The sequence below is a fragment of the Nocardia sp. NPDC023733 genome (assembly GCF_040639775.1).
Classification (GTDB): domain Bacteria; phylum Actinomycetota; class Actinomycetes; order Mycobacteriales; family Mycobacteriaceae; genus Nocardia; species Nocardia rosealba.
This window is the reverse complement of the sequence record NZ_JBFAAN010000002.1, coordinates 178738-198056: the sequence shown is the minus strand read 5'-3', so window position 1 is coordinate 198056 and position 19319 is coordinate 178738. Positions and strand designations below refer to the sequence as shown.

The window sequence follows — 19319 nt, the reverse complement described above, 5'->3', positions numbered from 1 at the left end:
ACGCTGTCTCCGATCCGCGCTATCCGTCGTTCCTACTGCCAGGCACCGGCAACCGTCGACTGCGAACGCTCGCAGCGGCGGCGTAGCTCAGACGAAGAACCAATGCCACGTTCTCATCCTCAGACATTTCCATGATGTCCAGGAAACGCCTCTGAATGCTGGCAAGTGTATCTGTGAACTCGGGAGAAACGCGGCGCAAATCCTCGGGCCGGTTCGCGTACAGGAACACCGGAGACACCGGCTGCACCGCCAGCCCCAGCAGTTGCGCCCGCAACCAGACCTTTTCGACCGCGGCACCGGCCCGTGCGTAGTCCGCCAGATCCGGTGCGCCGCCGCCGGGTTTCCGGAACCCGACGGCGACGAGCGCGGAACTCGACAGCACCCGATCGACCGTGAATTCGCCCAGCGCGGTACCCGCCGACCACTCACGCAACCGGTCCATCACATCGCTGCGGCTGCCGACCTGGAGTTTCGCGAGTTCGTCCGGCGCCGGGTCGAGGGTCCGCACATCGATGCCGGTGCGGATATCCTCGCCCGGCCAGCGCAATTCGGCGTAGAGCTGCTGGTGCAGCTGCGGGGTGAGATAGCGGACGCGGTCGCTGGCACCGAGCAGCTCCGCCGCCTCGGCGAGGCGTTCGCGCCCGGTGACCGCGTGCACGATCGCCTGGTCGCCCGCTGCTTGCGCGAGGGCGGGCAGCACCGAATCCGGGAGGTCGGCGGCGTTGCCGAGGCGCCGGTTGGTGTGGCGTGCACAGGCGAGCGGGTAGTCGGCGGCGAGCTCGGCGTCGGTGCCTGCACGCAGTCGCAGGCGGGCGATCAGGGGTGCCGACGGCTCGTCGACGAGCAGTTGCGTGTCGCTGAGCAAACCGTGTGCCGCGGCCGCCGCCGTGGCGTTGTACAACGCGGCACCGACGGCGACCGCGCTGCCGCGCAGGTCGACATCCATCGCCGTCGCGTCTGTCGGATCGAGGGCGATCTCGATGAGCTCGTCGTCGCCACGCAGGGTCCACGGCTGCACATTGCCGCCCGACGGCGCGCGCTGCGCGCAGGCGAGGATGGCGCCGATGGCGTCGGCGGGTGGTTGCTCGTCGTCGAGTTCGGTGGCGTGGTCGTCGGCGTCGTCGTCGAGGCAGCACGGTTCGGCGAGCGAATCCAGGGCGGCCTCGAGGTCGATGCGGGTTCGTCCCGACGACAGCTTCGCCCCGAGTCCGATCCGGCGGACCGCCGCACTGACGATCGCGGCACCCAGCTGCACCTCACCACCCAATTGCGGCCAGGTGGTGATGGTTTCGCCGACCTCGGCCAGGCTGGCGGCCATGCGTGCGGACAGCTGGGCCGGGTCGAGGATGCGCAGCACGTGTGGCGCCTTGGACCTGGTGTCGAGACCGGCGAGTTGAGCGCCGGTGGTCGCGCCGAGCAGACCGTGGAAGGGTTCCCGGTCGGGTTCGAGGTCGTAGCGCTCCACGTCGAACAGGCCGCGGTCGTTGGTGTCCATCAGCAGCGGGATGCGCCTGCGGCGGGCGGCTTCGCGGACCGCGAATTTGATGTCGAGCGAATCGCATTCCTCGACGACGAGGGAGAGTCCGTCGAGGAATTCGTCGGCGGTCTCGGTGAGCACACCGGTCTGCCAGATCTCCACCGGCAGGTAGGGGTCGAGTTCGGCGATGCGGCGGGCGGTGACCACCGCTTTGTTCACGCCGACGTCGAACAGCCCGCCCGGCACCCGGTTGAGGTTCGACAGCTCGATGGTGTCGAAGTCGGCCAGGCGCAGCAGCCCACAGGTGCCCTCGAGAGCCAGCGTGTAGGCCACCGAATGGCCGACGCTCTGCCCGACGACGCCGACGCGCTGTTCCCGCAGCCGCTGCTGCTCGGCTCGGGTGAGCTTGTTGCGGTTGCGGTCCGAGCGGATCGCGGCGAAGGCGTCGGGCCCGAGGACGGCGACCAGCGCGTTGCGCCACGGGTAGTGCACCCACCGTTCCTCGCCGGGGTCGAGACCCGGCGGTGGGCCGGTGAGCTGATCGAGTTCGGCGCGCAGCCCGGCGCGCAGGTCGACGGTCTGGATGCCAGGGGTGTCGGCGAGCTGCCGCAAGGTTGCCCGGTCGATGGGGTCGCGCGGATCGAACAGACGTGGCCGGTAGTCCGCCGTCTGTGGTGCTGGTTCGTTCATCTATCGATCGACCCCACGAAAACGTGCCGTCGCGACCGCGGCGGTGTGACGGTGAATCCGCCGCAACCGCGTTTCGCCGCATGCTGCATCGACAGCCATCGGGTTCCTACTCCATGCTTCACGCCCGCAAGGGGTCGGCGTCCCATAGATGCCGACTGGTGCAGTATCCGTCATCGGTAACGAATCCACCAGACAAGTGGCTAATTTCCCGGAAACCTTCTGAGCCAGTTGAAATAACTGCAGGTCAGAAGCGGTTAGGGTGCACTGAGTAAATTTTCGCAGACCGTACGGTCCGAATGCAGCTACCCGTCAGTTATCGACTTGGATGGACACGAACAGCTCCACGTCGGTCGGCCCGTGCCAGACCTCGATCTCCTCGCGGTAGGCGCGCGAGATCTCGGCGGAGGCGGTGGCGTCGTCGACCTGGGCCCACACGTCCTCGACCGGGTCGTGGTAGTCGCCGTTGGGCGCGAAGCGGGCGTAGATGCCCTTGGGCACGCTGACCATGAGATCACCCACGGGAACCTCGTCGGGCGCGGCGAATTCGCGGGCGACCAGGGCGTTCCAGTTGCCCGCCGGGTCCGGCACGTAGACGGTGTGCAGCGGTTCGCGGCCGCCGGGACGGTCGCGCAGGCGGTCCTTGAGGAACTCGATCAGATCGCTATTGGAGACCTTGAAACTGGGATGCACGCGCGGCACGACGAGGCCGCCGTAGAGCGCCCCGCCGCGGACCACGATCGTGTACGTCATCGCGGATCGACCGCCAGGTACAGGTCGATCTTGTACGCGTGCGGGTAGCACTCGAAATCGCCGGTGAAGGTGCGCTTGATCTGGTTGTGTTCCTCGGCGTAGGCGATCTGGGTCCACAGATCCGTCATCACCTGGGGAAAGTTACCGACCGAGGAGAAGCGGGCGTAGGCGCCGCGCGGGAGCCGGGCGGCGAGATGGCCACGGGTGACCTGGTCGAGCGAATCGCACTGATAGCCGACGATCTGGGTGTTGTAGGTGCCCAGCTCGCCGCTGAAATCGGTGTAGGCGCTGGCCAGGGGCCCGCCGAGATCCTGGTGCAGGACCGCCGACCAGGCGGCTTCGAGGTCGTGGTCGCGCAGCTTACCGAGTGCGCGTTTGGGACTGCGGACCGGCAAACCGGCCACCCAGGTCTCGTCCCGCTCGACGATTTCGAACTGCATTGATGACTCTCTCGAAGGTCGGCACGGTTGCGCCATGCTATCAACATCGGTCGACCCCACCTAACCACAGCTGAGCTGGTCAAACGTCCATCACCACGCGGGGCATTGTCCGATTCACCTCCATGCCCTAAGCTCCCGCGCTCGTGTGGGTACGCGCGGCGCTCGAACCGCGAAAACAAGTGATGCGGTGGGCAGGACTTGTCGTTGTCGCGGTCCTGGCGGGGTACATCGCGGTGTTGCTGGGCGACGCGCGCCATTTCTACACCGACGATACCGAGGCGCAGTACGTGCCGATGTGGCAGCTGCTCGGCGCCGAACTGCGCGCCGGCCGGTTCCCGGCGATGGTCCCGTGGGAATGGATGGCGGGCAACTACAGCCTCGAGGAGGCCGGGCTCTACAACCCGGCCCAGCTGCTGGTGTATCTGCTCGCACCCTCGTTCGACAATCTGGCCGGCTACGCGACGGCCGTGAAGTTCGTGTTCTCCGCGATCGCGGCGCTCGGCGTGTTCCGCATCTGCCTGGCCTACGGCGCGCGGGCGCCGTGGGCGGCGCTGGCCGGGGTGGCGTTCCCCTTCAGCGGCTGGTTCCTGTTCTTCGACGAGGCGAGCTGGTTCACCTCCCAGACGGGCACCGCGTGGCTCGTGCACGCCTGGGCCTCGGCGGTGCTCTACGCGCGCAAACGATCCGGCCCGATCCCGCTGTTCGTGTTCCTGTACCTGGCGCTGACGATCCAATACGTCTTCCCGGCGGTCGAGGCCGCGCTGATGATCGTGGCCGTAGCCGCCGGGGAGTACCTGTACCAGCGCAAGTGGGTGCCGGTGCTGCGGATGCTCACCGCCGCCGGTCTCGCCGCGCTGGCCTCGCTGATCGCGAATCTGCCGCTGCTGCTGTCGTCCCAGGCCACCTGGCGCGGCGACGTCTCGACCATCCACAACGATCCGTTCCTCACGGTGCCGTGGTCGGAATCGCTCAATGCCAGTCTGCCCAGCACGGTTCCGGCGTTCACCGCGTGGTGGGGACATGTGCAGCCACTGCCGATGGTCTACATCGCGTGGTTCGTGATTCCGGCGCTGGCCTTCATCGATTGGAAGGCGGCGGCGAAGACGGCGAGCGAGTGGAGCGGCATTGCCCTGTTCGGGGTGGCGACGCTGATGTGGACGGCGGGACCGGGCGCGATCGGCCCGCTGCGCTGGCCCGCACGGGTGCTGCCGATGCTCGCCATCGCCGTGCTCGTGCTCGTCTGTGTGCTGCTCAGCAGGTACGGGGTGTTCGCCTCGTCGCGGCGGCGGTACGCGGCGGCGGGCGCGTTGATCGGGCTGCTGTTCATCCGGTCCTTCTCGGCCGCACCGGAACTCGTGGTCCGGCATGTGCTCGCGGTCGTCGTGGTCGTGGCGATGGGCGCGGGCGCGCTGTGGCTCGCGCGTCATCGTGGCGTGGCCGCGGCGGCGACGGCGATGATCGCCGCGACCATGCCCATCGCGTTCGCGCAGGTCGCGGCTGCTCCCGAAACCCCTCTGTCCTACGGGTTCCCGGAGCGGCGCTCGGAGATGCTCGCCGCCTTCCCCGACTTCGGCGGGCGCACACTGCAATTGGCCGACCGCATCGCGGTGCGCGACGAGGAGCGCACGCTCGCGGGCACTTACGGATCGATCGCGCTCGGCAGCTATGCCAAGAACATGGGCCTGCAGTACGTGAACGGGTACACCCCTGTCGGGCACGCCGCCTTCGCCGGACTGCTGTGCATGGCATGGGACGGTGGCACCTGTCCGGACGCCTATCGCCGGGTGTTCGCCGTCGAACCATCGACCGACACACCGATCGTCGACCTGATGCGACTGGATCGCGTTGTGCTGCAACGCGCGCAGTACCCGGACGCGGGCGACAAACCCGCACCCCCTGGCTGGGCGTTCGTCCGCTACCCCGGCCACGAGCACCAGATCTGGGTGCTGGAACGCGTGAATCCGCTGCCCTCCCCCGGCGACATGATCGCGCACGAATCCGGTGTCCACGCCACGGTGATGCCGGAGGCCGGGCTCACCAACCGCGCGACCGTCTCCTCCGGCACCGGCGGACGGATCGTGTTCTCACGCCTGGCCTGGCCCGGCTACACGGCCACCCTCGGCCCGAGCGAGATCCCGACCCGCGCGGTGGCGGGCACCTTCCTCGCCGTCGACATTCCGCCCGGCACACACAATGCCGAGCTCACCATCACCTGGCGACCGCCTGGCCTGTCGATCAGCCTCACGGCGGCACTGCTCGCCCTGCTCGGGATCGCGGCGCTGCACTGGTGGTACCGGCGCGAGGACGAACAGGCGATCGAGGAGCCGACCGCCGAGCGCCCCCACGTCGCGGTCAGCTGATCGCGGCGGCCAGGTGCGGCCAGGCTTCGTGCAGGTCGGCCTCGAACTGACCCCAGGTGTGCGAACCGGTCGGCCGGTGCACGTGCACGGCCGGAATGCCCAGCTGGGCGAGGCGCCCGGCGAAGGCAGCCGTGCAGGCACCCGCGATGGTCTCGAGCGGCGGCATCGGCAGACCACGGTCGGCGGCACCCGGTGCGCCTGTCGCCGCGGCGAGGAAGATCGACTTGCCCGCGAGCCGACCAGCATTGGCGAACACGTCGTGCTCGCGCCAGGTGGGTCCGCCCGGCACGCCCCACATGTTGCCCGGGTTACCGCCGCCGCGCACGGCCTGGGCGCTCGCCATCGCGATACCCATCGGGTCGGCCGCCCACGGGCATCCGCTCAGCGCCGCGACCGCCGAGAACCTCGGACCGCCCTGGATCGCCAGATCCAGCGCCGACGCCGCGCTCATCGACACACCGGCGATGGCGTTGCGGCCGTTGGTGCCGAGCGCGCCGTCGATCACGCCGGGCAGTTCCTCGGTCAGGTAGGTCTCCCACCGCACGCGCCCGACGGCGGGATCGTCGGAGATCCAGTCGGTGTACAGGGTGAACGCACCACCGACCGGCATCACCACATTGACGAACTTGTCGGCGAAGAAGTGCCGCACATCGGTGTTGTCCCACCAGGAGATGCCGTCGGCGCCACCGCCCGCACCCGTGAGCAGGTACAGCGTCGGCGCACCCGCGCCTGCCGCCTTGATCACCTTGTTCTGCACGACCCGCCCCATCGCGGGCGAGTACACGTCGATCTGGGCGGCGCGGCCGCCTAAGGGCGCCTCCCCCGTCACATGAGCCCCCGGATCGGCTGTCGCCCGGCCCGCGCCGACAACAGCAACGATCGCGCACACCACAGCAAGCCACAACCTCGATGTAGTCACTGATCCGGTATACCCCTTGCTCCCGGGTTCGACACGGAATCACACGCGCTCGGCCGACACCGCCACCGGATGGTGACCAGGGTCACTGCGGCTTGGACGGATGACCTACGAGGCGCTGGTGAGCTGCTGTTTCCGCCGATAGCCGAGCTCTCGGCGCCCGGAAAACCAGATGATTTGTGTCGGTGGTGAACGGAATACTTGCCCGCGCCCGATGAGTTGGACCGACGGCCCCCGTCTTCTTTCTTGTGGTGCCCGCACACCCGCCGTTCCCCGCCCCGGAGGTTTACCCGAATGCCAGCCGATATATCCGCACCTGCCGCGAAGGAGCGGACGCCCACTGTCATCCGGGTCCTGGTACTCGCGACCTTCGTCGTGATCCTCAACGAGACCATCATGATCAACGCGATCCCCCGCCTGATGGAGGATCTGAAGGTCACCGAGGTGGCCGCGCAGTGGGTGTCCACCGCGTTCATGCTCACCATGGCGGCGATCATCCCCACCACCGGTTGGTTCCTGCAGCGGGTGACGACCAGGACGGCCTACGCCACGGCGATGGCCACCTTCATGGCGGGCACCGTGCTCTCGGCCGTCGCGCCGACCTTCGCCGTGCTGCTCATCGGCCGGATCATCCAGGCCGGTGGCACCGCGGTGATGATGCCGCTGCTGATGACCACGCTGATGACCGTTGTCGCGGAGAAGGATCGCGGCCGGGTGATGGGCAACGTCACCCTGGCCATCTCGGTCGCGCCCGCGATGGGTCCGGTCGTGTCCGGGCTGGTGCTGCAGATCAGCGTGCCCCAGATCGACTCGTGGCGACTGCTCTTCGTGCTGATGCTGCCGATCACCGGCATCGTCACCTGGCTGGGTCTTCGCCAGCTCGAGAACGTCGGCGAGCCGGAGGCCGGGGCCATCGACCTGCTCAGTGTCGCGTTGGCGGCGCTCGGTTTCGGTGGGCTGGTGTACGGGCTGAGCAAGTTCCACGGTGACGACTACACGACCGCGATCGCGATCGTCGCTGTCGGCCTGGCTTTGATCGCCGCGTTCGCGCTGCGTCAGATCCGCTTGCAGCGAACCGGCACTCCGCTGCTCGACCTGCGTGTGCTGCTGGCGGGGACCTACACCAAGGCTCTCGTGCTGATGTCGGTCGCGTTCCTGGCGATGATGGGTTCGATGATCCTGCTGCCGCTGTACCTGCAGAACCTGCGGCACCTGAGCCCGCTGGAGACCGGTCTGCTGGTGATGCCGGGTGGTCTGGCGATGGGTCTGCTCGGTCCGACCGTCGGCAAGCTGTTCGACAAGTTCGGTGGGCGCGTGCTGGTGATCCCCGGTTCGATCGGCATCACCGTCTCGCTGGCGGGCTTCACCCAGATCTCGATGGACATGCCCTACTGGCAGCTGCTCGGCCTGCACATCCTGATGATGGTGTCGCTGGCGGCCACGTTCACCCCGGTGTTCACCCTCGGCCTGGGTGCCCTGCCGATGAACCTGTACTCGCACGGCAGCTCGATGCTCGGCACCCTGCAGCAGGTGGCCGCGGCCTTCGGCACCGCGCTGGTGGTCACCGTGATGTCGGCGCGCAGTACCTCGCTCATCGACGCGGGCACCGACCCGGCGACGGCGGGCCTGGACGGCATGCGCCTGGCCTTCGGTGTCTCCGCCGTCCTCGCCCTGATCGTCATCGCGATGGCGGTGTTGCTGCCCGCTCGCGCGGCGGCCGACCCGCACGCCGCCCCGGCGGTGCAGGACGCCGAGGAGGAAACCCCGGAGCTGGTCAAGAACTGACCTGTTCCCCGCGAAGCCCCCGTTCCTCGTGGACGGGGGCTTCGTCGTTCTCCCGGCCGGTCAGGCCGCGGGACGGATGATGATGTCCCCGACGGTATTTCGCGCGTGCAGGCGCACCGACTCACCGTTCGGGGCAACCGGCACGATCGTGTTGCGCACGGCGCCGACGGTCGCCTCGGTCTCGAGCTGCACGGCGGTGCCGGGGCGGATGCCCACCTCCAGCTCGCCCATGGAGGTCTCCACCCGGATCTCGCCGCTGGTCACCTCTCCGATGCGGATGTCGCCCTTGGCGACCTTGGCGGTGACCGGACCCGCGGGACGCTCGAGGACGATGTCGCCGAGGGAGATCGACAGGTCGCAGGCGCCGAGCGCACCGTTGCCGCGCAGCTGCCCGACCCCGGCCGTCCCGGTAAGGTGTGAACCGGTGGGCACCTCGATGGTCAGCTCGATCGACGGGTTGCCACCGAACGGGCTGTGGGTGCGCCAGCTCTTGGGCGTCACCACCGTGAGCTTGCCGTCGGCGAAGTTCACCTCGGTCTGTTCGGCGACGCGCACGTCGCCCTTCTTGCCCGGATCGGACGGCGCGACGGTGACGACGGCGTCGGTGCGGTCGGAGGCGATGACGGTGACGCCTGCCGACAGGACATCGACGCTGACGGTGACCGGTGCGGTGGTGGCGAAGGTGTACATCGGGTGCTCCTCGGTGGATCCGTTCGGTTGATGACCATACTGTCGCGACCGGCGCTGACACGAGGCTGACACCACCCTGACGCACCCGGGGACACCATATCCGGACAGGCGACCAGCTGTGGTGGGCATCGCCCGGTCGCCCGGTGCACAATGGGCGACGTGCAGATCGGAATGCTCGGGCCGCTGGAGATCCGGACAGCAGACGGTGGATCGATAGCGATACCCGGCGCCCGGCTGCGGGCATTGCTCATCGCCCTCGCGCTGGAACCGGGCCGCGCCATTCCCAAGACCCGGCTCGTCGACCTGATCTGGGACGAACAACCACCGGCCGACGCCGCGAATGCCTTGCAGGCGCTGGTTTCCCGGCTGCGCAGACTGCTGCCCGACGGTTCACTCGAGGTGCAGGCGGGCGGGTACCGTCTCGCCGTCGAGCCCGGCGCCGTCGACGCGGTGCGCTTCGAACGACTGCTCGACGAAGCGCGCGGCACCGACGACCTGCGCCAGGCCGAACTGCTGCGCGAGGCACTGGAACTCTGGCGTGGCGAGCCCCTGCAGGACGTCGCCGACAGCGCTCCGTTCGACCCGGTGGTCACCCGTTTCCGGGGACTGCGCCTGGCCGCGATGGAGGACCGGTACGAGGCCGAGGTGCGGCTGGGTCGTGGCCCCGAGGTCGTCGCCGAGCTCACCGAAGTCGTTGCGCGGCATCCGGTTCAGGAGCGGCTGGTTGCCGCGCTGATGCGCGCGCTCGGCGCGGCGGGTCGCGGGGCCGAGGCGCTGGTGGTGTACCAGCGCACCCGCGAGGCACTGGCCGACGAACTCGGCGTCGACCCGTCACCGGAGCTTTCGGAGTTGCACGTCGCGCTGCTGCGCGGCGAGGTCGGCGCCCGGCCCGCGCAGCGCTCGACGAACCTGCGCGCCGAGCTCACCAGCTATATCGGCAAGCACGGCGACATCGCCGTGGTGCGCGAACTCCTTGCGACACATCGGCTCACGACGATCACCGGCCCCGGCGGCTCGGGCAAGACCCGGCTGGCGGTGGAAGCCGCCCGCACCATGCTCGACGACCTCCCCGAGGGCGCGTGGCTGGTAGAACTCGCCGCCACCGACGCGAGCGGCGACCTCGCTCAGCTGGCCTTCGCGGCACTCGGCCGGCGCGACGCCCTGATCGGCGACACCCCGAACGCCGAACCGATGGACCGGCTCGTCGCCGCCATCGGCGACCGGGAAACCCTGCTGATCCTCGACAACTGCGAGCACGTGATCGAGGCCGCCGCCACCTTCGCCCACCGGATCCTGGGTGAGTGCACGGGTCTGCGCATCCTGGCGACGAGCCGGGAACCGCTCGGCATCACCGGCGAGGCGCTGTGGCAGGTCGCGCCGCTCACGGTGCCGAGGGAGAACGCCGACCCGCAGGCGATCGAGTCCTCCCCCGCCGTCGTCCTGCTGCGCGACCGCGCGAGTGCGGTGCGCGGCGACCTAGGTTCGGATGCAACGGCTTTGGCGACGATGGCCCGGGTGTGCCGGGCCCTGGACGGTATTCCCCTCGCGATCGAGTTGGCGGCGGCGAGGCTGCGCACCATGTCGCTCGAGCAGCTCGCGCATCGCCTCGACGACCGGTTCCGCCTGCTCACCGGCGGCAGCCGCACCGCGATCGCCCAGCACCGCACCTTGCGAGCGGTGGTCGACTGGAGCTGGGAGTTGCTGTCGGACGCGGAGAAGACGGTGCTGCGCAGGCTCGCGGTGTTCTCCGGCGGTGCGAGTCTCGAGGCGGCCGAACACGTCTGCGCCGACGGTGCGACGGTGCAGGACTGGGAGGTGCTCGAACACCTCACCACGCTGACCGAGAAGTCGCTGCTCACAGTGTCCGAGAATCCACAGCCGCGCTACCGCATGCTCGAGACCATCAAGCAGTACGCCGCCGAACGCCTCGACGAGGCGGGCGACGCCGAATCCGCACGCCGAGCGCACATCTCGCACTTCATCACCCTGGCGGCCACCGCCGAACCGCACCTGCGCCGCACCGAGCAGCTCGACTGGCTCGCCGTACTCGAGGCCGACCACGACAACCTCGCGGTCGCCATGCGCACGGCCCTCGCCGCCGACGCCGATGCCGCGATGCGCCTGGCCGCCGCTGCGGGCTGGTACTGGTGGCTGGCCGGTTACAAGGGCGAGGGCACCGAGTTCGTCCTGGCCGCCGCCGAACTGTCCGGCGACGTGGACGACGAGACACGGGCAACGGTGTATGCCCTGGTCGTGCATTTCCTCAGCGGCGGTCGCAGTGGTGAACACGAGGTCGGGGAATGGATCCGCAAGGCCAACCGATACGGCCGCGACAGCCGGGGCGGACATCCCGCGCTGCGGTTCGCCGGTGCGCTGGAGCGCATCCTGGCCGGCCCCGAGCACTATCTGCCCGCGTTCGAATCGCTGCTCGCCGACGATGATCCGTGGGTGCGCGCGTTGGCCCGGCTGCAACTGGGCAAGCTGCGCACCGTGCTCGGCCATCCGGGCCGCGCGGCCGACGAACTGCTCGAGCAGGCGCTCGCGGAATTCCGTGTCATCGGCGAGCGCTGGGGGATGTCGTTCGCGCTGACCGAGCTGGCCAACCGCACGGCCATGCGCGGCGAATTCGATGCCGCCTGCGCGCTTTTCGACGAGGCGATCGCGGTGGTCACCGAGGTCGGCACGCTGGAGGCCGTGGTGCGGATGCGCGCACGCCAGGCCCAGCTGTACTGGTTGCTCGAAGACAGCGAGGCGAGCGAGGCGGCGTTGGCGCACGCGCAGGAGTGCGCGGACCGCACCGGCTGGCCGACCTCGCTGGCCGAGGTCGCGCTCGTCCGCGCCGAATTGGCCAGGTGGAGCGGTGAACCCGTACTCGCGCAACAGCAGATGGAACTGGCACAGAAACTGCTCGGCGACGAGGCCGGGCAACCGGTGGTCAGCGCCATGGCCCACGATCTGCGCGGCTATCTCGCCGCCGATCTCGACGAGGCACGTACCAGCCACCGCGCGGCCTTCCACGCCGCATCGAGCGCCGGTCACGCGGCGCTGCTGGCCCAGATCCTCGTCGGGATCGCGGATCTGGCCTTGCGCGCCGAACAACCGGAGCAGGCCGCCCGGCTGCTCGGTGCCGCCACCGTCACACGCGGCGTGCCCGACCTCTCACTGCCCGACGCCGCCCGCATCGAGGAGCAGGCACGCCGAAGCCTCGGCGAAGCGGACTTCGCCGAGGCGGTGGCTCGTGGGTCGGAATCGGATGTCACCGAACTGGTCGAGCTCACACTCGCTTGCTGAAGGTCGAGCGCGACCACACATAGCCGATCACCGCGAAGCCCGCGCACCAGGCGAAGGCGGCGATGGTGTGGCCGCCCGACGGCGTACCGGCCAGGAAACCGCGCACCGATTCGATGATCGGGGTGAACGGCTGGTACTCGGCGAACTGCCGCACACCGGGCCCCATCTTCTCGGCGGGCACGATCGCGCTGCTCAGGAAGGGCAGCATGAGCAGCGGAACCACCGACATGCCCGCGGCCTCCGGGGTCTTGGCGGCCATGCCGAGGGCGACGGTCAGCCAGGCGGCGGCGAAGGCGGTCGCCAGCAGCACACCGAGCGCGCCGAGCCACTGCACCGCGCTCGCCGGTGAACGGAACCCGAGCGCGAAACCGACGCCGAGCACGGCCGTCAGGGCGATCACATTGGTGACAATGCTGGCCGCGACATGCCCGGTGAGCACGGCACCGCGCGACACATCCATCACCTTGAACCGGTTGATGACGCCCTTGGTCATGTCCGAGCTCACCGACACCGCCGTGCCGGACAGGCCGTAGCTGATGGCGAGCATGAGCATGCCCGGCACCGCGTAGTCGATGTAGTTCTCGCCGACATCGAAGGCGTCACCGAAGACGTAGACGAAGATCAGCATCATCATCACCGGCATCAGCGCGGCGTTGAAGATGGTCACCGGACTGCGGGTGATGTGGGTGAAGTTGCGCCGCAACATGACCGACGAATCGAACAGTGCACTGGACAGCGGGTTGGACGTGGTGGTGCTCATCGGGCTTCGGCCTCCTGGGTTGCGCGCCCGGTGAGGGCGAGGAAAACGTCGTCGAGATCGGGGGTGTGGATGGAGACCTCGTCGGCCTCGAGGTCGTGGGCGGCGAGCCGATCCATCAGGGCGCGAAGGTTTTTCGTTCCGCCGTCGCCGGGGACGCTCAGGGTGAGCGAGTCCTCGTCGGGAACGGAGTCGGCCAGGGCACGGGCGGCGGCAGCGAGTTCGACGGCACCGGTAAAGCGGAACTTGATGTGGCTGCCGGGAATTCGGCGCTTGAGTTCGCTCGCGGTCCCTTCGGCGACGATGCGACCCTGGTCGAGTACCGCGATCTTGTCGGCCAGCTGATCGGCTTCCTCGAGGTACTGGGTGGTGAGGAAGATCGTCACGCCCTCGTCGGTCAGTTCGCGCACCATGTCCCACATGGTGCGGCGGCTGCGAGGATCGAGACCGGTGGTCGGTTCGTCGAGGAAGATGATCCGAGGCTTGGTCACCAGCGTCATCGCCAGATCGAGCTTGCGGCGCATACCGCCGGAGTAGCTGCCCGCCTGCTTGTTCGCCGACTCGACCAGGTCGAAGCGCTCGAGCAGGTCGGCGATCACCCGTTTGCCCGCGGCGCCGCGCAGGCGGTGCAGGTCGGCCATCAGCCGCAGGTTCTCCGCACCGGTGAGCAGGTCGTCGACGGCGGCGAACTGCCCGGTGACGCCGATGGCCTTGCGGACCGCCTTGGTCTCGGCCATCAGGTCGTGGCCCGCCACCCGCGCGGTGCCCGCATCGACCTGAAGCAGCGTGGTGAGCACATTGACGGTGGTGGTCTTGCCCGCGCCGTTCGGGCCGAGCAGGGAGAAGATACTGCCCGCTTCGACGGTGATGTCGATACCGTCGAGAACTTTCTTGTCCCCGTAGGACTTCCGCAGCCCCGAGGCGGCGATTGCTGTGCTGTTCATGCCGGCAACAGTCGCCGGGCAGGCTGACATCGCGCTGACGGCGACCTGACACCTCCCCTGACACACATCAGCGTCATACCGTGTGCGATGTCTGTCAGTGCCGCGTCAGGTCCGCGTCAGCGCACCGGGCGACGGTTCCTCTCGTGAACAGCATCGCCATCGCCCCCGTCTTCGGTCCCCTCGTCGTCCCCGCGCCGGACTGGTCCCGTCTGTACGCCTGGGGCCGCCGGTTCGCGCTCGGCGATCATGCCGTCGCCCAGCTGCTGCGCTTCGCGGTGGTCGGTGGCGTCAGCAACATCGCCTACGTGCTGCTGTTCATGTCCTGCACCGGCCTCGGCCCCCTCACCGCCAATGTCGCGGGCTCCGTGGTGAGCACGGTGATAGCCAACGAACTACACCGCCGCCTCACCTTCCGCACCACCGCCGTCCCCTGGTTCACGGCCCAATATCAGGGCGGCGGCCTCGCGCTGATCGGCCTGGGCATCACCACAGCCGCCCTGGCCGCCCTCGAATCCTTCGCCCCCACCCTCGACGACCTCACCCAGGCCACCACCATGCTGGCGATCATGGCCGCCGTAGGCCTGGCCCGCTTCCTGACCCTCCGCTACCTGGTCTTCTGACGGGCAGCATCATCAGCGGGCCGACAACGGCCGCACCGACTGCACGATGTGCGCACATAACTGTGCGGCCGCGTCGTGCACCTCAACGGTAACGACGACCTGCTGCCCACCGACTCGCAGCGGTGTCGCGGTGGCAAGCCGCAGCGGCCTTGGCCGATCACACCGTGCGGTGGTGCGCGGACAACCCTCTCGATGCGCACGTAATGCTCACCGGCGCAGCGCGATTCGGTGCGGAGGCATGGCCCACTTCCATCCGGGCCGAACGCGAGAGCGAGAACGCTCACTGGAACGCAGCGATCCGCGACCCGCTGTGGCGGCTCGGCGAACAGTCCGGGTGCGGTCGTACCGCACTGCTGCTGATCGTGGCCGATCTTCCTCTCGCCGCCGTCCGCCGCTATCTGGCGGCCGGCACCGCGGTACCGGACGACCTCGCCGAAGTCACCGCCACACTGGTGCGCGACGCGCTGCACTGAGCGCCGTCAACGGCCCTCTTGTTCGAGCTGATCATGAAGCAGCGCTTCGAGATCGGCGGCGCCGGATCCAGGCAGGGGCGCACCGGAGTCGGGCCGCAATCCGCTGATGAACACCGTCAGATGCCGATTGGCGAGGGTGGACCACAGCGCGGTGTTGGGCAGCGGCTGGGTGAGCAGGGCGGCGCAGACGACGATATCGGCGGCGTTCACGTCCGGGCGGATCACGCCGTGCGCCCGGCCGTCGGCGAGGAATCCGTCCAGCGTCGCGGTGATGCGCCCTCGGGCCGCGACCGACGCCGGACCGGTGAGCGGTGGGGCGCCGCGCAGCGGCAAGACCAACTGATCACCGAGTTCCACGCAGCGTCGCAGATAAGTTTCGATGGCGACGATGCCGGTCTCACCCGCGGCGGTGATCTCGTCGATTACGGCCTCGAGCAGAGCATAGGCGCGTTGTTCGAGGGCCTGCAGCAACGCCGCCCGGTCGGGGTAGCCGCGGTAGAAGGTGCCGACACCGACACCCGCGGCGGCGGCGATGTCGGTCAACGGCACGCCGGGCCCGTGCCGGGAGATGAGCTCGGCCGCTACGGCGAGAAGTTTCTCCCGGTTCGATGCGGCGTCCCGGCGCAGGGCACGGCGGCGGGGCGGGGGTGTGGAATGCGTCATCACCTCTCATTCTCGCCGCGCCACCGCCGCACCCACTCGACTGGGTACGAACCGCTGGTTCAGGCGGACGGTTATCCGGAATATTTCTTCCGGATAAACGTTGCAGTGTCCGGGTGCCAGACAGCGCGCCCGGACCGAAGGACGAACCATGAACGACTTCAACACCCGCGTGATCACTCAGTTCCGGACAGAGCGCGACCGGGCCGATGCGGGCGGGCCACTACCGATCTTCCGGCTGCGCCCGCGCACCGTTCTCGTCTGATCCGTCCACTCACCGATAAGGAACTACACCGTGACCAATCTCTGGACCCCGACCACCGTCGGCAATATGCTGCTCGAACACCGCGTGACACTGTCGCCGATGACGCGCGGTCGCGCTCTCGACGACGGCACGCCGTCCCCGATGACCGCGCGTTACTACGCCCAGCGCGCGTCGCTCGGCATGCTCGTCACCGAGGGCACCCAGCCCTCGGCAACCGGGCAGGGCTACCTGAACACCCCCGGTATCCATACTCAGGCGCACGTCGACGGGTGGCGTGCCGTCGCCGACGCGGTGCACGAGGCTGGTGCCTATCTGGTCATCCAACTCATGCACACCGGCCGCATGGGCCATCCCGACAACACACCGGGACGGCACACGCCGGTGGGGCCGTCGGCGATCGCACCGGGTGTCGACATCTTCACGCCGACCGGCCCGCAGCCGGTTCCGGTACCGCGCGAACTCACGCAGCCCGAAATCGAGGGAATAGTGGGGGAATTCGCGGATGCGGCCTGGATGGCAGTGCAGGCCGGGGCCGACGCCGTGGAGATCCACGCCGCCAACGGCTATCTGCTGCACCAGTTCCTGGCGCCCAGCGCCAATCACCGAACCGACCACTACGGCGGCAGCATCCCCAATCGCGCCCGGCTCACTTTCCAGGTCGCCGAGGCCGTCGCCGACATGGTCGGCGAAAACCGCACCGGTATCCGGATATCGCCCGCCAACAGCCTCGGCGGCATCGATGAAGGACCGGACTCGGCCGCACTCTACCAGCACCTGGTGACCGGCCTGGCCGAGCTCGATCTGGCCTTCCTCGATGTGTTCTCCTTCGCCGACGACTCTGTCCTGCGCGACATCCGGGACCGCTGGCACCGGCCGCTGTTGCTCACCCGCGCCGGTCGCACACTCGATCGGCTCGGCGCCGACATCGACGCCGGCTTGGCCGATCTGGCACCGGTAGGTACCGCCGCGCTGGCGAATCCGGACCTCGTCGAGCGCCTCCGTGGGGGCTCGCCGTTGAACACTCCCGACCCCCGGACCTTCTACAGCGGCGGTGCCGAGGGCTACCTGGACTACCCGACCCTGCGCGCGCCCGCCCACTAGTCCCTCGATGAACGTAGCCCTGCCTCATCCGGCGGGGCCACGTCATCGGCCGGTCAACTCCTGTTGCCACAACAGTTCGATGATTCGTTCGACGGCTGTGGTGAGGTGGCGCCGGTAGGTGCTGAACGGCAGCCCGAGCAGCTCGGCCGCCACCTCCTGTGTCGGCGCGCCTTTGAAATAGCTGACGGTGACGGCCCGATGCAGCTTCTCCCCGCCGCGTTCGCCGAGCAGCGACTGGGCGGCGTCGGTGAGGATTTCGGCCAGCTCTTTGCCGCTCTCGACTACAAGACGGCTGTACAGGAGCGGACTGTCCTGCGTGGGCTTACGGAAACCACGCAGCGCCTCGCGGACCGCCGCCGCGAACTCGGGGCGCGACAGCACGATCAATTCCTCCGGCCCGGTGCGCGCACCGTCGAGCATGGACACCCCGGCCAGCATGGCGTCGGTCTTCTTCTGCAACCAGGCGGCGGGCGGTAACGCACGCCAGTCGTGTCGGAACAGCGCGTACTCGTGCTCGCCGACCCGCGGCGCCCCCGGAATCCGATCCCACCCGACATCGGCGAGATGGTCGTTCCAGTAGCCGTCGTCACGCATGACGATGAACGACCATGCCAGGCGTTCGCCGCGAATCATCTCACCGACCGCACGCCACTGCGTCAGTGTCGTCGGCGCCGATGGCCGCTGATACACGGAGCCGACGGTGAAGCGTGCGATCGCCATGTGCTCGCCCGCTCGCAGCGGGCCGTTCGCCCGGGCATAGGCCCAGGCCGCCGCGACCACCGGATCGATATCGGCACCTTCCGGTTCGGTCGAGGTCAACCACGCCGAGAAGGCGATCACCTCGTCGGTCTGCGTCGAATGGTAGACGCGGAAGGCTTCGGGCTGCCGGTCCAGCCAGAATGCCGCGATCGTCGCCGAGGCCGTGCCCTCGGCCGCCCGCACCATCTCCAGCAGAAGTGCGCGCTGGGACGGTATGTAGGCCCGGTCCTGAACCGCACCTGCCTCACGGAAAACGTTGAACTCCGACATCCGCCGATCCGCGCGGTAGAGGAAGATGAGCGCTCCGGTGCGGGCAAGCAACTGCGCCTCGGGTGCGTCACGCAGCTCCTGGAGATGGAAATCCCGCAGGCTGCCGTGCATTTCGGCGAAGCCTTGCGGGTCACGCCATTTGAGATCCGCCTCGAGCGCTTCGCGGACCACGTCGTGCGGGAACAGTCCGGTATCGGTCGATTCGATGAACGGCTGGCTCCGGAGCCAGGCGAACAGCTCCGCGGCCTGTGCGCCCATGAGCGCACGCAGCAGGGATTCGGAGGTGATGTAGGCGTGCGCGCAGATCTCCAGCGCCCGGCGGTGCGCGGGGCTCGGTGTGGTGCCGACGAGCCGGGCCAGCAGGGTGGCGATCGTCTCCTGATTCGGCCGCCAGTCACCCGGTGCCGCCTCGCTTCCGGTGGCGACCGCGGCGGCCAGTGCGAGAGCGAGAGGATTCCCACCGGCGAATCCGAGCAGCGCAGGCTGCGCACCGGCCGCGATGCCACGGACGGTCAGGAATTCTGCGGCGTCACCGGGTTCGAGGTTGCGCAGGGCGGTGATCCGCAGCAGGCCGGACCATCCCGGGTCGGCGGTCGCCACCGGATCGGGGGCGAGCCGCCCGGCGATGACCACGGCGGTGCCGGCAGGCAGCTGTGGCAGAAACCGTTCCCACAGCCAGCCTTCCAGGCCCTGGCATTTCTCGAAGGTATCGATGAGCAGGACGACCGGGGGCTCACGCACAGCGGCACCGGCGGCTGCCAGGAAGCCCTCGGGTGTCGGTGTCACGGTCCTGCCGTCGATTTCGACGACGATGCGGCCGGTCGGCGCGGCCTCCCGGGCAAACCGGCGCAGCAGTGTGGACTTGCCGATACCGCCCGGGCCGTGCAGGTAGTGGACCGGGCGGCTACCCGGCCCGCCGGCCAGCTGGTCGCGGAACACGTCGAGTTCGGGCCGCCGCCCGACGAACGCGCGATCCCGTCCGACCGCCAGGCTGTCACCGAACACCCGCACGCCCTCGCTGGCCACACCGACACCTCTCCTCGCCGGCGAGCACCCGAACGAGCGAGAACC

Annotated in this window: 15 protein-coding genes; 6 read left to right on the top strand and 9 right to left on the bottom strand. The window is 68.8% G+C overall.

Translation table 11 applies throughout. From position 1 onward, the window contains the following. Positions 1-19 precede the first annotated feature (19 nt). From AB0F86_RS12300 to AB0F86_RS12290, 3 genes are all read right to left on the bottom strand, one after another. Positions 20-2167, bottom strand: a complete 2148-nt coding sequence (locus tag AB0F86_RS12300) for an Rv1355c family protein (protein ID WP_356985851.1) — start codon at positions 2165-2167, stop codon at positions 20-22. 309 nt (positions 2168-2476) lie between these two features. Then, complete coding sequence (locus AB0F86_RS12295) at positions 2477-2917, bottom strand: AraC family transcriptional regulator (RefSeq protein WP_225278660.1); 441 nt, start codon at positions 2915-2917, stop codon at positions 2477-2479. Continuing rightward, positions 2914-3357: a GyrI-like domain-containing protein gene (locus AB0F86_RS12290; RefSeq protein WP_067485472.1), complete on the bottom strand. Its 444-nt coding sequence runs from the start codon at positions 3355-3357 to the stop codon at positions 2914-2916. Before AB0F86_RS12290 ends, AB0F86_RS12295 begins: the two co-directional genes overlap by 4 nt. Positions 3358-3539: 182 nt before the next feature. On the opposite strand from AB0F86_RS12290, the gene AB0F86_RS12285 reads away from it, so the two are divergent. Continuing rightward, positions 3540-5717: a hypothetical protein gene (locus AB0F86_RS12285; RefSeq protein WP_356985852.1), complete on the top strand. Its 2178-nt coding sequence runs from the start codon at positions 3540-3542 to the stop codon at positions 5715-5717. On the opposite strand, the gene AB0F86_RS12280 is transcribed toward AB0F86_RS12285, so the two are convergent. Further along, entirely contained in the window at positions 5710-6636 is a 927-nt protein-coding gene (locus AB0F86_RS12280; RefSeq protein WP_356985853.1) for an alpha/beta hydrolase family protein, read from the bottom strand. The genes AB0F86_RS12285 and AB0F86_RS12280 overlap by 8 nt on opposite strands. A gap of 291 nt (positions 6637-6927) precedes the next feature. Between AB0F86_RS12280 and AB0F86_RS12275 the strand changes: the two genes are divergently transcribed. Further along, the gene (locus AB0F86_RS12275; RefSeq protein ID WP_181696705.1) at positions 6928-8418 is read left to right on the top strand and encodes an MDR family MFS transporter; all 1491 of its coding nucleotides are present in this window, start codon (positions 6928-6930) and stop codon (positions 8416-8418) included. Between the two features lie 60 nt (positions 8419-8478). Here the strand turns inward: AB0F86_RS12275 and AB0F86_RS12270 are convergent, their stop codons facing one another. Beyond that, positions 8479-9108, bottom strand: a complete 630-nt coding sequence (locus tag AB0F86_RS12270) for a hypothetical protein (RefSeq protein ID WP_356985854.1) — start codon at positions 9106-9108, stop codon at positions 8479-8481. Positions 9109-9258: 150 nt separating this feature from the next. Between AB0F86_RS12270 and AB0F86_RS12265 the strand changes: the two genes are divergently transcribed. Beyond that, the gene (locus AB0F86_RS12265; protein ID WP_356985855.1) at positions 9259-12399 is read left to right on the top strand and encodes a BTAD domain-containing putative transcriptional regulator; all 3141 of its coding nucleotides are present in this window, start codon (positions 9259-9261) and stop codon (positions 12397-12399) included. On the opposite strand, the gene AB0F86_RS12260 is transcribed toward AB0F86_RS12265, so the two are convergent. Further along, positions 12383-13159: an ABC transporter permease gene (locus AB0F86_RS12260; protein ID WP_181696708.1), complete on the bottom strand. Its 777-nt coding sequence runs from the start codon at positions 13157-13159 to the stop codon at positions 12383-12385. The genes AB0F86_RS12265 and AB0F86_RS12260 overlap by 17 nt on opposite strands. Beyond that, entirely contained in the window at positions 13156-14100 is a 945-nt protein-coding gene (locus AB0F86_RS12255; RefSeq protein WP_356985856.1) for an ATP-binding cassette domain-containing protein, read from the bottom strand. The genes AB0F86_RS12260 and AB0F86_RS12255 overlap by 4 nt, the downstream gene beginning before the upstream one ends. 143 nt (positions 14101-14243) lie before the next feature. On the opposite strand from AB0F86_RS12255, the gene AB0F86_RS12250 reads away from it, so the two are divergent. Next, positions 14244-14720 carry a GtrA family protein gene (locus tag AB0F86_RS12250; RefSeq protein WP_356985857.1) on the top strand — a complete coding sequence of 159 codons (477 nt, stop codon included), beginning with the start codon at positions 14244-14246 and terminating at the stop codon, positions 14718-14720. Between the two features lie 203 nt (positions 14721-14923). Then, on the top strand, positions 14924-15193 hold the full coding sequence (locus AB0F86_RS12245; protein ID WP_356985858.1) for a hypothetical protein: 270 nt from the start codon (positions 14924-14926) through the stop codon (positions 15191-15193). Positions 15194-15199: 6 nt separating this feature from the next. Here the strand turns inward: AB0F86_RS12245 and AB0F86_RS12240 are convergent, their stop codons facing one another. Next, positions 15200-15856 (bottom strand): TetR/AcrR family transcriptional regulator, encoded by a 657-nt coding sequence (locus tag AB0F86_RS12240; protein WP_356985859.1) that lies wholly within the window; start codon positions 15854-15856, stop codon positions 15200-15202. Positions 15857-16148: 292 nt separating this feature from the next. Between AB0F86_RS12240 and AB0F86_RS12235 the strand changes: the two genes are divergently transcribed. Next, positions 16149-17219: an alkene reductase gene (locus AB0F86_RS12235; RefSeq protein ID WP_356985860.1), complete on the top strand. Its 1071-nt coding sequence runs from the start codon at positions 16149-16151 to the stop codon at positions 17217-17219. Between the two features lie 42 nt (positions 17220-17261). Here AB0F86_RS12235 and AB0F86_RS12230 read toward each other — a convergent pair whose 3' ends face one another. Then, positions 17262-19274 carry an ATP-binding protein gene (locus AB0F86_RS12230; RefSeq protein WP_356985861.1) on the bottom strand — a complete coding sequence of 671 codons (2013 nt, stop codon included), beginning with the start codon at positions 19272-19274 and terminating at the stop codon, positions 17262-17264. Between the last annotated feature and the right edge of the window lie 45 nt (positions 19275-19319).